General features: G+C 39.7%; 11 protein-coding genes. 5 read left to right on the top strand and 6 right to left on the bottom strand.

Translation table 11 applies throughout. From position 1 onward, the window contains the following. Positions 1-104 precede the first annotated feature (104 nt). Entirely contained in the window at positions 105-689 is a 585-nt protein-coding gene (sodB, locus tag QQK00_RS06540) for a superoxide dismutase [Fe] (protein WP_284216678.1), read from the bottom strand. 229 nt (positions 690-918) lie between these two features. On the opposite strand from sodB, the gene QQK00_RS06535 reads away from it, so the two are divergent. Beyond that, the gene (locus tag QQK00_RS06535) at positions 919-1,242 is read left to right on the top strand and encodes a Grx4 family monothiol glutaredoxin (protein ID WP_284216677.1); all 324 of its coding nucleotides are present in this window, start codon (positions 919-921) and stop codon (positions 1,240-1,242) included. A gap of 125 nt (positions 1,243-1,367) precedes the next feature. Here the strand turns inward: QQK00_RS06535 and QQK00_RS06530 are convergent, their stop codons facing one another. Beyond that, a complete protein-coding gene (locus QQK00_RS06530; protein WP_284216676.1) occupies positions 1,368-1,562 on the bottom strand; it encodes a (2Fe-2S)-binding protein in 195 nt (64 codons plus the stop codon). Between the two features lie 117 nt (positions 1,563-1,679). Beyond that, on the bottom strand, positions 1,680-2,330 hold the full coding sequence (rnt, locus tag QQK00_RS06525) for a ribonuclease T (RefSeq protein WP_284217574.1): 651 nt from the start codon (positions 2,328-2,330) through the stop codon (positions 1,680-1,682). 219 nt (positions 2,331-2,549) lie between these two features. On the opposite strand from rnt, the gene QQK00_RS06520 reads away from it, so the two are divergent. Continuing rightward, on the top strand, positions 2,550-3,356 hold the full coding sequence (locus QQK00_RS06520; RefSeq protein WP_284217573.1) for a flagellar protein MotY: 807 nt from the start codon (positions 2,550-2,552) through the stop codon (positions 3,354-3,356). A 16-nt stretch (positions 3,357-3,372) separates the two neighbouring features. Here the strand turns inward: QQK00_RS06520 and glpQ are convergent, their stop codons facing one another. Next, the gene (gene glpQ / locus QQK00_RS06515) at positions 3,373-4,362 is read right to left on the bottom strand and encodes a glycerophosphodiester phosphodiesterase (protein WP_284216674.1); all 990 of its coding nucleotides are present in this window, start codon (positions 4,360-4,362) and stop codon (positions 3,373-3,375) included. 297 nt (positions 4,363-4,659) lie between these two features. Between glpQ and QQK00_RS06510 the strand changes: the two genes are divergently transcribed. After that, entirely contained in the window at positions 4,660-7,374 is a 2,715-nt protein-coding gene (locus QQK00_RS06510; protein WP_284216673.1) for a TonB-dependent receptor plug domain-containing protein, read from the top strand. Positions 7,375-7,501: 127 nt separating this feature from the next. Here QQK00_RS06510 and QQK00_RS06505 read toward each other — a convergent pair whose 3' ends face one another. Continuing rightward, positions 7,502-8,458 carry a hypothetical protein gene (locus QQK00_RS06505; RefSeq protein WP_284216672.1) on the bottom strand — a complete coding sequence of 319 codons (957 nt, stop codon included), beginning with the start codon at positions 8,456-8,458 and terminating at the stop codon, positions 7,502-7,504. Between the two features lie 363 nt (positions 8,459-8,821). On the opposite strand from QQK00_RS06505, the gene QQK00_RS06500 reads away from it, so the two are divergent. Then, a complete protein-coding gene (locus QQK00_RS06500; protein ID WP_284216671.1) occupies positions 8,822-10,003 on the top strand; it encodes an HlyD family secretion protein in 1,182 nt (393 codons plus the stop codon). A 41-nt stretch (positions 10,004-10,044) separates the two neighbouring features. Beyond that, positions 10,045-12,153: a peptidase domain-containing ABC transporter gene (locus tag QQK00_RS06495; RefSeq protein WP_284216670.1), complete on the top strand. Its 2,109-nt coding sequence runs from the start codon at positions 10,045-10,047 to the stop codon at positions 12,151-12,153. Positions 12,154-12,381: 228 nt separating this feature from the next. On the opposite strand, the gene QQK00_RS06490 is transcribed toward QQK00_RS06495, so the two are convergent. Then, positions 12,382-13,182 carry a sulfite exporter TauE/SafE family protein gene (locus tag QQK00_RS06490; RefSeq protein WP_284216669.1) on the bottom strand — a complete coding sequence of 267 codons (801 nt, stop codon included), beginning with the start codon at positions 13,180-13,182 and terminating at the stop codon, positions 12,382-12,384. Positions 13,183-13,348: the final 166 nt, after the last annotated feature.

Raw genomic sequence — 13,348 nt, 5'->3', positions numbered from 1 at the left:
GTTTAGCCCTAGTTAAAAGATAAATAAAAAAGGCAGCCAATTGGCCGCCTTTGAGAAATATATAAGCTCATATTACAAGGAGCAAAATATTCATATTTTGTTGATTACGCACCTAAGTTTTCTGCAGCGAATTCCCAGTTTACTAGTGACCAGAAGCCTTCTAAGTAATTAGGACGAACATTGCGATAATCAATATAGTATGCATGTTCCCATAAATCTACAGTGATTAGTGGTACAACACCTGCTTCAGTAATTGGCGTACCAGCGTTGCTAGTATTCACAATATCAAGACTGCCATCAGCTGTTTTTACTAACCAAGTCCAACTAGAGCCAAAGTTATTAACCGCTTTGTCGTTGAAAGCTGCCTTAAAGTCAGCAAATGAACCCCATTTAGCGTTGATAGCATCTGCCACAGCGCCAGTTGGTTCACCACCGCCATTTGGACTTAAACTGTTCCAATAGAAGGTGTGATTCCAGATTTGAGCTGCATTGTTAAACACACCGCCATCACTTGATTTTACGATATCTTCTAAAGACTTACCCGCAAATTCAGTGCCCTCAATTAAACCGTTAAGTTTAGTTACATAAGTTGCGTGGTGTTTACCGTGGTGGAATTCCAAAGTTTCAGCAGAAATATGTGGTTCCAATGCATTTTTTTCGTACGGTAACGCTGGTAACTCAAAAGCCATGTGTTTTCTCCATTAAATAAATGTGTTTTCTAAGCAACTAAAGAGTAGGGGTTTGTATCGAATTTTTAAACCCTTACGCTTATAAGTTTTTAATCTAGTACTGTTTTTTCTGTTTTTCTTATCATCTAGATCACCTATTATGAGATATAGCGATAAATTTATTCATACATCTTGATATTCGAGGCATTCGGCCTTACCTTTACGCTAATGAAATTACAGAGCGATGATTATGGAAACGATTGATAAAATTAAAGAGCAAATTAGTGAAAATCCAATTTTATTATATATGAAAGGATCACCTAAATTGCCAAGTTGTGGTTTTTCTTCACAAGCATCGCAAGCATTAATGTCTTGTGGCGAGCAGTTTGCGTATGTTGATATTTTGCAAAACCCTGATATTCGCGCTGAGTTGCCTAAATACGCGGATTGGCCAACGTTCCCACAGCTATGGGTAAAAGGTGAGTTAGTAGGCGGTTGCGATATTATTTTAGAAATGTTTCAACAAGGTGAATTACAGCCGCTAATTAAAGAAGCGGTTGGAGAAAGCGAGTAAGTAGTTAGCTTTTTCTAAAGGGCGTAAATATATAGGGTAGACATAAAAAAAGTGGCATCGCCACTTTTTTTATGTCTAATCCGTTATGAAATCCATTGACGCTATCGTTTATAAATGCCTCGTTACTATCCGACGTCTTTGAACAAAGATTCGTCTACAATGGTGGTGTCGATAATTTGTTGCGCCATTTGTACGCAAGAACCACATTGACTACCAACACCAAGCTTGCTTTTAAGTTCACGCATATTGCCAATACCACCGTCACGTACTGCTTCTTCAATTTGTGAATCTGTGATGCCGTAGCACATGCAAACAAACATTAAAACTTCCTATTAATTTCATTGCAAATGATAATAGTTGTTATTCAGTTTCATTGCAAGTGAAAACTGTTCTTTTTTGCGAATAATTCTTATTTGCTTGTTTTTGCAATGACTTAGTTAGGTATTCGCACTTTTATCTTGTGGCTTTGCGACAGGCCAACCACCAAGCGCATGGTAGTTATTTATCATGTGGCAAAACAATTCGGCAGTCTTTTGTGTATCGTATAAAGCCGAGTGTGCTTCATTTTGGTCAAACTTAATGCCCGCGGCTTCACACGCTCTAACTAAAACCGTCTGTCCAAGGCTCATTGCAGCTAACGATGTTGTGTCAAATGACACAAAAGGATGAAAGGGAGTGCGTTTAATATCATGTCGCTCTATCGCGGCGTTTACAAAGCTTTGGTCAAACGCCGCATTGTGAGCAACAATAACGCTGCGCTGACAGTCAGATTTTTTTTGTGCTTTACGTATAAACTTACAGAGTGACTTAAATACTTCGTCTTCAGCTTTAGCGCCTCTTAAAGCACAAAAAGGGTCAATACCGTTAAACTCAATGGCGGCGCGTTCTATGTTCGCGCCGTCAAATGGCATCACATGTTCATGAAAACACTCGTCGATAACAAAGCAATTATCTTTGATGCCCAAGGTAATTGCAGCGATTTCCAAGATTGCATCCGTGTTTGCGTTAAAACCAGCGGTTTCTAAATCGATAATGACCGGAAAGTAGCCTCTAAATCTATCTTTAATTTGGAAATCGGGAAGCGACATAAGGGGTAATTCATCCTTTTTTACTAAGAGCATATTCAGTGCTAAGACAACAATATTGGCATTAAGTTTTTGCGTCTCAAGCCGATAACCTGTTCAGATAAACAGTCGCATATTATTACAAAGATTATGACAAAAAGCATTGCTACGCTATTCCCAAAACTGACATTACTGACTACTTGTTTAGTTTTAGTACTAAAAGTGAGTTCAGCGGATGCTAATATGCGCGAATATCAAGCAAATGTGGAAGATTCGACTTGGTCAATGTCGCAGCAAACACGGTTAACCTGTGAACTTAGTCATGAAATACCTGGATATGGCCAAGCATTATTTGTGTCTGAAGCGTCAAAGCAACTGAATGTAGAATTTACACTTGATATGAAGCGATTACCGTCTAGGTACGATATTGCAACCTTGTATTCTAAACCGCCCAAATGGATGCCTGGCGTAGCAACTCGTCGCTTAGCAAGTATGGATTTGCGTAAGCAATACAGTGCAGATTTGCCGGAAGATGCGACATGGCAAATGCTAACTGAGTTAGAGAAGGGATTCTTTCCGACGATTCTTTATCAAGACTGGTTAAATCCAAATGATCAAGTTGCAGTTGGTTTAAATGCGAGCAATTTTGACAGCCAATATAGCACGTTCTCAAATTGTATCAGCAACTTGCTGCCGTATAGTTTCGAAGACATTGCGTATACTGTATTGAGTTACAAAAAAAATAGTGCAGAACTCACTAAATATTCGCAACGTCGGCTTGATATGATTGGCGATTATTTAAAAGAAGACTTGGCATTAGAACTTGTTTTAATGGCCGGCTACACTGACAGTTACGGTGGTAGTTGGGCAAACGAGCAATTGTCCATAAAGCGGGCAAATGAAATCAGAGATTATTTTGCATCAATGGGCGTCGACGGCGAACGCATTGAAGTTAACGGTTACGGTGAAAAGCGTCATATTGCGCCTAACGACAATCAGCTTGATCGCGCAAAGAATAGGCGTGTAGTTATTCGTATGGCGAAGTCTTAAGTAACCAGAATCCGGGTTAATTAGTTACCTGTGATTTGTCTATTACCATAAACGGCAAAATATGGTCTGTAAAAAGGCCGTCTACCCCACTGTTCTTTATTGTTTCAAAAAAAAGTTCAGGGCTTAAGTCACCGAACATTGCATCTTTTCGATACGTATAGGGGTGTATTTTCAAATTCTGGGATTTTGCATGTTTAATCAACGCTGTTGGTTTGCCATACCCATCCTCTAAGATATGAGGTAACCATGGGCCAATACCGTCAGCGTATGTGGCAATATCCTTTATTCCTTCTATCGATTTGAGCCAAGTATAATCGGCTGAAGACTCATTCCAGTCGTTGTCGGCTAGTAGCTGAACCAACTTAACGTCACTTTTGAATTCAGTTCTGATTCGCCGTAACGTAGGGGGATAAAAGGATTGTACGTAAATTTTCGCATTTCTGGCGTTTAAGCCATATGTAGATAACACATCCATGGTTAGTTTTGTAATATCTATGCCTTCACGAAGATGAAACTCAGGGGACTTAATTTCAGGGTAAAACCCCGTATCGCTATTAAAGCGCATATTTAACTCCTGCAGTAATTCTATGTGTTCTTCAAAGCTGGCAATGCTAAAATTTCCATAGCCTGAATAGCGATCAATAAATACCCTTGTACCATCAGCGTTCTCACGTTCATGAATGCTGAGTGTCTGAAGTTCTTCGAAGGTAAAGTCAATCACGTAATATCGACCATCGGTGCGTTTTCTGTCAGGGAAGCGTTGCTCTACATTTGTTACCGTTTCTAAATGGATGTCGTGTAGCACAACTAATTTAGCGTCTTTAGTGGCGACTAAGTCTTGTTCTATATAGTCCGCACCTTGCATATAGCTTAAAACTAGCGCTTCTTTCGTATGTTCAGGCAAAAAACCAGACGCGCCGCGATGCGCAATGATGTCAAAAGCGTAAATAAATGTTGTGGTAAACAGGCATATTAAAATGACAGTTAATTTGATTGTTTTTTGCACGTAGTTCTTTCCTGATGTTAATAGCAATTAACATTTCGTTACCTATCAAATAATGTGACAAATAATAAGAAGCGTATATTACCAATGGATGACATTTTACCGCGAATTTTGTTCGATTCATCGTAAAAATGACATTTATCATATAAATCATTTGTTTTTTAACTATTTGATGTATATAAAGATAAGTGCTAATAAAAAATTAGCACCTTCAAAACTAAAATAAATAGATAGTTGTAAAATAAGTGTAAACAAAAATAAATTACAACATCATAAAAAAATAATAACCGGGAAAATACAATGAAAACCTCCATGTCTAAATTGACTAAAGCAATTAGTTGCGCCATTGCTGCGTCTGCAGTAAGCACAATTGCGATAACGCTTCCAGCCCTTGCTCAAGAAAATGCTGAAGAATTAAAAGCAGAAAAAATTATTGTCACTGGTACTCGAATGACAAACCGATCTGCGGCAGATTCTCCTGTACCTGTTGATGTCATTAGTGGTGAAGAGTTTCGACAAAACTCATCTGCTGATGTTCAGGATATGCTGCGTACTGCCGTACCATCGTTTGACATAAATTCTCAACCTATCAGTGATGCCGCTACGATCGTTAGGCCTGCTAACTTACGTGGTCTATCGCCAGATAACGTATTGGTTCTTCTTAACGGCAAAAGACGTCACCGTGGCTCCATTATTTCTTTCTTGGGAGGTGGTATATCTGACGGCGCACAAGGCGTAGATATCTCTGCTATCCCGTCGATGGCACTTAAGCAAGTTGAAGTATTAAGAGATGGTGCCTCTTCTCAATATGGTTCTGATGCCATTGCCGGTGTGTTGAACTTTATTCTTAAGGATGATGCTGAAGGCTTTGAAGTTCAAGCGAGATATGGGTCTACCTATGAAGGAGATGGAGATAACTTTATTATATCAGCGAATGGAGGATTACCCTTAGGTGATGCCGGTTTCGTAAATATAACTGCAGAAATGCGAGAAGTTGACGGTACAATACGCTCTGTCGTGAGAGATGATGTAGCATTCCAAATTGCTAACGGTTATACCGCTGTGTCTGATTTTGAACTAATCAATACTTACACCAACGAAGTGCCGCAATATTGGGGACAGCCTGATGTAGAGGATGACATTAAGTTTTTTGTCAACTCTGAATTTGATATTAGTGAGCAAGCGACGGCTTACTTATTTGGTAACTATGGCGAACGTATGGTAACGGGTGGTTTCTTTTACCGTAATGTTGTCGGTGGTCCATCTGGTCAGCGCGGCGGTGTTTATAGAGGTCCTCTAGTTGATCCCACAACAGGCCTTAGAGCTGACGATGGTGTACCGTCTGTATTAGTCGGTGATTTAGATGGTTTGGGCGCTGGTGGCGCTTGTATAGATGGCATTCCTCTTGGTGGTCAAGGCGGGGTTAACCCTGATCCTGCCTTCCTTGCGCAAGTCACTGCTGATGCAAATTGTTTCTCTTTCATTGAAACCATTCCTGCGGGGTTTGTACCGCGTTTTGGCGGAACGAATGAAGACACAGCTATTACGATTGGTGTTAAAGGCGACTTACGCATCGGGAATGGCTTGTATTATGATGTTAGTGCACAGCAAGGGTCAAATAGAACAGATTTCTTCATCAACAACTCGATTAACGCGTCACTAGGCCCAGATACGCCTAGAAATTTTGTACCTGGTGGGCAAAAACAATCGGAAACATTGTTTAATGCTAACTTTGTATATACCCAAGATGTTGGCTTGTACTCTGACTTAAATATTGCGTTTGGTGCTGAATACAGAGAGGAAGAGTTTGATTTGTACGCCGGTGATGCGGCTTCATTTGCTTTAGGGCCTCTGGCAAGCCAAGGTTTTGCGTCAAGTTCCAACGGTTTCGGTGGCTTCCCTGAAACAACAACGGCGTCTCAAGACAGTACTGCATTTTATATCGATTTAGAGGCGGATGTTACAGAAAACCTGACGCTCCAAACGGCAATTCGTGCAGAAGATTTTAGTGAGTTTGGTAACACGACCGATTTTAAATTAGCTGGTATTTATCATCTAACAGATGAAGTAAGGCTACGTGCAGCTTATTCTACTGGCTTCCACGCGCCGACTGCTGGCCAAGCAAACATCACTAACGTGACAACGCAAAACGTTGGGGGGGTGTTGATTGACCAAGGCACATTGCCATTGTCTTCGGTTGCCGGTCAATTAGCTGCTGACTTTGTTGAAAGTGCGGGTAATGGGCGTCCTGAATTAGGTCCTGAGGAGGCCGTTAACTTTTCGTTTGGTATCGGTTTTGAAGTAGCGGGTACTAATTGGACAGTAGATTACTACAATATTGAATTGACTGATCGCGTCGCGTTAGGAGCTAACGTAGATTTCCTCGATGCACTTAATTTTGCTGGTGGTGGTGCTAATTTTGGTACCGTATCCGAAGCATTAACTAGCTTAGACGCACAAGGTACTATCAATCGCCAAGATTTTATTGGCTTAGATGATTTATCGCAGTTTAGATTCTTTTCAAACAGTTTTGATACCACAACCACGGGTATAGATATCGTAGGTAATATTAACTTTGATTTCATGGGTGGAGATTCTCGAATCACTGTTGCTGCTAACTACAATAAAACTGAAGTGGACAGCGTTGGTGATGTAAACCCAATTAGTGCTGGACGCGTAAATGCTATTGAAGATTTGCTACCAAATACTCGAGCTAACGTATCTTGGAGCCATACTGATGGCAACATACGAACGCTTTTACGTGCTAATTACTATGGTGGTTGGGACGATACAGGTAATGGCGTGAATGGTATAGGTGCTGAAGTGCTAGTTGATGCACAAGTCGCTTATCAATATTCTGATCAAGTTGAGTTTGTGTTAGGTGTTGATAACTTATTCGATGCGTATCCAGAAGAGAACCCAGGTGCTGGCGGCAGCGGTCAATTGTATTCTGAAGCAAGCCCATTCGGATTTAATGGTGGAACGTGGTACTTACAAGCGAAGTATACTTACTAAGCGCATGGTTACTCACGGATATTAATATGTATCCTGATGTACTTTAAAAATGCAAAAAGCCAACCGAAACTTCGGTTGGCTTTTTTATTGGCCCTTTGCAAGTTATTTGTGTTTTAGCTACTGCTGTTTAGAAAAACCGTACTATTGATAAATCGCCAAATGACGTTTCAATATGACGCCCTTTTTGGTTCCAGCCGCGTAAGAGTATTAAGGTTTTTTGGTCTTTGGATGTCCAAGAAATACCTGCGCCTATCGCATTGGCTTTTTCGTCCCCTGACTCTTTTAACCCGTTTTCTGCGCTGGTATTGCGAATATGGCCTCTGCCTACTTTATATTCGGCAAAGGCGTTAAAGTTGTTTGGTAAATTTACTGAAAGAAATGGCCCCACATTTACGTTAAACGAGTTTGACTCTAAGTTACCAACTGTAGGTACTGCATCGTTTAAAAAGCTAGGTTGCGTTAAAATAGATTCTGGACTTTCTAATGACAAATGTTTAAACGACCAACCGCCAACAATACTGACAGACCAATCAAAATGATTGCTTAGCTTTGGTCGGTTCAAAAAAAAATGTTCAAATACCGACGCTTTATCATTAAATGTATACAAGTTGTGTTGGCCAAATAGCTCGATTTTTGTAGATTTAGTATTTTCAAGAAATTGGCTTTCAAAGCCCACATTCGTATTGCCAATACTTAAGTCTTCAATCTCGGTATTCAGGCCTTTTAGTATTTGATAATTTAAGGTGATTTTGGCGTGTTTTAACTTTCGGTATGAGAATAAGAAGTTTTGAGTTTTGGTTTCTACTTCGTCATGAAATACGTCCACTGCATAGCCTATCTCAATACCATTTACATCTACAAAAAAACCGAGCCTTTCGTTGTTTACAGGTGTCAACAAAAAAGCTGTTTTTTGGTCTGTGCTGTTTGGTGGCTCAAAAATCAAGGTGTGGCTGGTATCTGGTTTCGATACGGTCGTTCGAAGTGAGGTGATGTTCCATTCAAACGCAAAAGCAGCAGTTGATATTGTGACAAATGTTGTAACGAGAGACACGGCAACAATTATTTTTTTTAATGTTTTATACATGGCATAGCAAGCAGGTAACTAATAATGTAAATAAAGTATAAGATGGATATGTAAATTAAATATTCACAATTTGTAAACAATACAATGTAAGCGTGTGATAATTAAGCGGAATTATCACAATAGTGTGTCGCATTGGCTAAACAGACTGTGCTTAACGCATGATGAATCACGTATGATGAATCACACATAACAAGCCATGATGAGGGCAAATGTAAGCCTTGGTTGAATTACAGGTATATAGCGTTTATTCTCTTTTCTACCGTCTTTACGCTATTGATATGATTTTTTTGCAGTTTTTCGTACTTTATATGCAGTTCATTTATTTAGCGCCTGTTAATACGAAAATTATTATGAGTACCATTGATGAGTAATCCCGAGTCACCGGATGAGCAAGTATCATTTCGCCAAGAATCTGTAGACAATGTGTTTTCACAGGGTAGAAAGCCATTTTTTGTGCAGTCGCCGCCAACGCTCACGGCTTATACGTTTGCATTTTTAGTGTTGTTGGCGTTTGTTTTTACATCTCTTTATTTTATTAAATTGCCGATTCATATTTTAGCGGTTGGTGAAGTGATTGCTGGCAAAGATTATCATCAAATTGTTATCAATGAAGATGACCAAATTGTTGCTAATATACATGTTACCGAAGGCGACGAAGTGCGTGAGGGGCAATCTTTATTGCATTTGGAAAGTCGCAATAAGGTGTCGTTAGAAACCGAGTTAAGAGATATTAGCTTACAAATCCAAGCGATTGAACAACAACTAAGTGAATCAAGGCGTTACTATTTAAATACGGTGCAAAATATAGATTTGCAATTAGTCGAACAAGACTCAGTTATAAACCAAATAGAAAACGCTTTGGTTAACGAAAAAAAAGTGCTTAAACGATACAAACAGAATGTTGCTCAAGGCTTAACTGCAGCTACACTCGAAGATGACCAAAAAAGAATAGTGGCGCAAATCGAAGGGAATTTAATAAAAGAAAAAAGCCATATTACCAGTTTGGAACTACGCATGCTTAATGTTGAAGAAAACTTTAAACAACAGCAAAGCACTGGTAATACGCAAATAGAAAGGCTGACCTTAAGTAAAGAGAGATTAACAAATGGTTTGCAAGTGCTGTCGCCTTGCAACTGCATTGTTGATAACTTGTTCACTGAAAAAGGTTTACCGATTATATCTGGCCAGTCTGTTTTGACATTGTCGCAAGCCAGAGATACTTCGTCTTTGATTTTGTACGTACCTGCCAAACAATACAGAGAGATAAAAATCGGCAATCATATTCAAGTGAAAGTGGCGGCTTATCCATCGAATAAGTATGGTGCACTAAACGCCACGGTAACATCAGTCTCTAACTCGCCAGTGCCTGGAAATATGATAAACAAAAAAGGGCAGGGCTTGGGAGACACTACGTACTTTGTCGTTAAAGCCGAAATTGATAATGTGCCGCGTGACGTGACGTTGGTGACAGGTATGGCAGTCGATTCAGACATCGTTGTAGATAGAACGTCGTTGTTTGACCTAATGTTTAATTTTGAAGCTTAGCCATGACCGTCCGCTTTAGCCCTCTGGAGATATATTAGTACATGGATATTTCGTTTTTTGGTAATGGCAATAAGCTGCCTGTTGTGCTCCAAAATGAAGTTGCTGAATGTGGTTTAGCCTCTCTTGTGATGTGTTTTCAACATCATGGTTTAGATGTATCTCTTCATCAATTGCGCAGTAAATACCGTTTTGGCAAGGATGGAATGTCTATCGCCGACCTATCGAGTATCTGCGAAAGCGAAGGCATGATTGGTGATGTGTATGAGTTGGGTATGGAGCATATGCCCGAATTAATCTTACCTGCTATCTTGCATTGGGATTTATCGCATTTTGTCGTGCTAAAAAAAATACGAGGCAAAAAGTACACTATCCACGACCCAGCAGTGGGTAAACTAGTTTTGACCGAAGATGAGGTGTCAAAGCACTTTACCGGTTATGCAATGATGTTAGAAATTGGTCAACCTGAGGCTTTTGCTGTCGCTAAAACCAGTTGGGAAAGTGCAAATGAAAAGAGTAAGAAACTCCTTACCTTTACAGAACTATTTTCACGTTCACATGGCTTGGGTAAAGGCTTATTTAATTTAATCGCGTTGACACTCATCGCGCAACTGCTGGTAATGTGTATTCCCTTAATAACGCAAGTGGTTATTGATGATTTCGTTGGGGCTGGTGAACAACGATACTTGTTACCTGTCATTGCGGGTGGGATTGGCTTAACCCTTTTTGTGTTTGTTGTTCGTTTATTTAGAGGCTGGTCGTCAATTGTGATTGGTTATCACTGGCACTCTGGCTTCTCATCATATTTTTTTCAGCGTTTGATTAGGTTGCCAATTACGTATTTTGAATCACGTAATATTGCAGATATTAACACTAAATTTAGAGTTCTTGACCAATTAAAAGAGAGCTTTACAGAGCAGTTGGTCGACGGTTTTATTGACGGCATGATGTCCTTGGTCACCATTGTTGTAATGTTTATTTATATGCCAATCATGGCAATGATATCCGCAGGATTCTTCCTTATTTATTCGTTAATTCGTATTTATCTTGTGCGCAAGGAAGTGCAGTTTGCGGGGACATTTTTTACGGAAAGCGTTAAAGAATCGCATACGTTTTTTGAAACGATTAGCAATATGCTTGCCGTAAAATTGTATGGGCGTGAAGGCGCGCGTTATCAGCAATGGAAAGCGTTTTATCTGCGAAAAATGAACGCAAATGTTGTGCAATCTAAATTGAAGCTTTGGTACACCAGTAGCAATGAGTTATTGGGCCATGCTGAGCGTTTGGTGATTTTATACATCGGGGCATTGGCAGTCATTCAGCAAGAAATTACCTTGGGAATGCTTTTTGCGTATATTGCTTATCGAGAGATTTTTTCTGAACAAAGTAAGTCGTTACTCGACAATGTGTTAACTTTTAAGATATTGAAAGTAGATTTAGACCGTTTGTCTGACATTGAAATGGAAGATGTTGAGCAGAATATGTTGGGTGACAGCGCAATTAAACGACCAATTCGAGGTGGCGTTAAAACAGAAAAACTGAGCTTTGCGTTTGATGGTTCACGAGTTCCCGTATTCAAAGACCTAGATATAAACGTTAAAGAAGGGGAACATGTAGTTATTACCGGCCCTTCTGGTGTGGGTAAAACCACATTGATAAAGCTTTTAGCTGGTGTCATTGACCCAAATGATGGAGAAATCTTAGTCGACGATATTCCGTTACCTGCCATTGGAAAACGTCATTACCGTAAACACGTAGCTATTATTAGTCAGCAAGAAGGTTTGATATCGGGTACGCTCTACATGAATATAGCGTTTGCCGATATGGTGATTGATGAACAGCGCGTATATGAAGCGGCAAAACGTGCCCACGTGTTCGATGAAGTTATGGCGATGCCAATGCAATTTCATACGGTAGTTGCCGGTAGTCACAGTAGTTCGCTTAGTGGCGGCCAAGTGCAGAGAATACTAATTGCACGTGCTTTATATGCCAATCCGTCGATTCTATTTATGGACGAAGCTACGTCGGCACTTGATCCTGACATGGAAAAGAAAGTGGTTGCGACACTAAGTGAGATGAAAATCACACGAATTAGCGTGGCTCACCGCCAAGAAACAATCGCCACCGCGGACAGAGAAATTAAACTTGGTTAGTAGAATGGTATCGATTAAAGAAAATTACTAAAAATGGACCGACAGTTTACTTTGGCAATAAAGATGCGACAAAGTCGTTTGGTGTTAACAAAACCCAATTGTATTGGCTTTGACTTAGTTCAATGACTTTGAATGACGAACTTAACCAAATTCAATAGTCTCTTGCTAGTTTTGAGAGCAAATGGATGGACACAGCACATTAGTTAAATTTGAGATAATACTCTGGTTCTAAAGCATAGTAAAAAGCATATTGAGACTCAGTAGTATTAACATACAACTGAATACTTTTTTCATTATGTTAACTGGTATTGCCTTTGCGCATCTCGCTCCCAAAGGGGCTGTCGAATAGCTCAGTATCGATATAATGATTACTGCCGGTAAATGAATGTTGGTAAATATTCCGTTTTGCGATGGCATACTTAACCCATGAACCGCATAGCCCAACGTCCCCCCTAGCGAAATGGGAAAACCAATTGCGGCTGAAGTGCCAATTGCTTTCCTTATATCAACCCCTTTGCTTGACAAATAAGGGACAGTTAAAGAACCTCCTCCGATAGAAACCAATGCTGATATTCCGCCTATGAATGTCGAAGTAACTCTTAAATGTACTTTATTGATTTTGTTTTTTAACGAGGCATCGCTTTTTCCAATAAACATTTTTACCCCAACAGAGAGCATAAACAAACTAAAGAATACTGCCAAATAAACAGATGACAACTCAACTGCAATAAATGTAGATAAATAAGTACCAAGCAAAACCCATATCGTCATTATCTTTACTAGCTTCCAATCGACATTTTTAGCTCTATGATGTGCCATTAAACTTGAAAATGATGTAGCAATAATTGCTGCCATTGAAGTGCCTAATGCCAAATGCATCACATTTGATGTTGTTACTTCATTGTATGTAAAAATAAAGCTTAATACTGGAACCATAATCCCGCCGCCTCCCACGCCCAGTAGTCCGGCAAAAAAGCCGACAGTTACGCCCAAAATTATAAAATAAATAACTAAATCAACCTCAAACATACTAACTCCAATTCAAACATGAATATGGATTGTATACTTGTTGTGGTTTGGTAATATGTCGACAAATAGCCATTAAATGTAGATGTTACGCCAATATTGAAAATCATACCTCCTTCGAAAGAAAGTGAACAAAAGCTGAAAAACCCTGTGACATTAGTTAGTCGCG

This window comes from Agaribacter marinus (assembly GCF_030160655.1).
Classification (GTDB): Bacteria; Pseudomonadota; Gammaproteobacteria; order Enterobacterales; family Alteromonadaceae; genus Glaciecola; species Glaciecola marina.
Note: the sequence above shows the minus strand (reverse complement) of the source record. Positions and strands in the feature narration are given on the sequence as shown.

What these genes read in the sequence shown, in the direction of transcription:
- sodB (WP_284216678.1), bottom strand. Translation starts at nt 689, where the DNA reads ATGGCTTTTGAGTTACCAGCGTTACCGTACGAAAAAAATGCATTGGAA.
- QQK00_RS06535 (WP_284216677.1), top strand. Translation starts at nt 919, where the DNA reads ATGGAAACGATTGATAAAATTAAAGAGCAAATTAGTGAAAATCCAATT.
- QQK00_RS06530 (WP_284216676.1), bottom strand. Translation starts at nt 1,562, where the DNA reads ATGTTTGTTTGCATGTGCTACGGCATCACAGATTCACAAATTGAAGAA.
- rnt (WP_284217574.1), bottom strand. Translation starts at nt 2,330, where the DNA reads ATGTCGCTTCCCGATTTCCAAATTAAAGATAGATTTAGAGGCTACTTT.
- QQK00_RS06520 (WP_284217573.1), top strand. Translation starts at nt 2,550, where the DNA reads ATGCGCGAATATCAAGCAAATGTGGAAGATTCGACTTGGTCAATGTCG.
- QQK00_RS06510 (WP_284216673.1), top strand. Translation starts at nt 4,660, where the DNA reads ATGAAAACCTCCATGTCTAAATTGACTAAAGCAATTAGTTGCGCCATT.
- QQK00_RS06505 (WP_284216672.1), bottom strand. Translation starts at nt 8,458, where the DNA reads ATGTATAAAACATTAAAAAAAATAATTGTTGCCGTGTCTCTCGTTACA.
- QQK00_RS06500 (WP_284216671.1), top strand. Translation starts at nt 8,822, where the DNA reads ATGAGTAATCCCGAGTCACCGGATGAGCAAGTATCATTTCGCCAAGAA.
- QQK00_RS06495 (WP_284216670.1), top strand. Translation starts at nt 10,045, where the DNA reads ATGGATATTTCGTTTTTTGGTAATGGCAATAAGCTGCCTGTTGTGCTC.
- QQK00_RS06490 (WP_284216669.1), bottom strand. Translation starts at nt 13,182, where the DNA reads ATGTTTGAGGTTGATTTAGTTATTTATTTTATAATTTTGGGCGTAACT.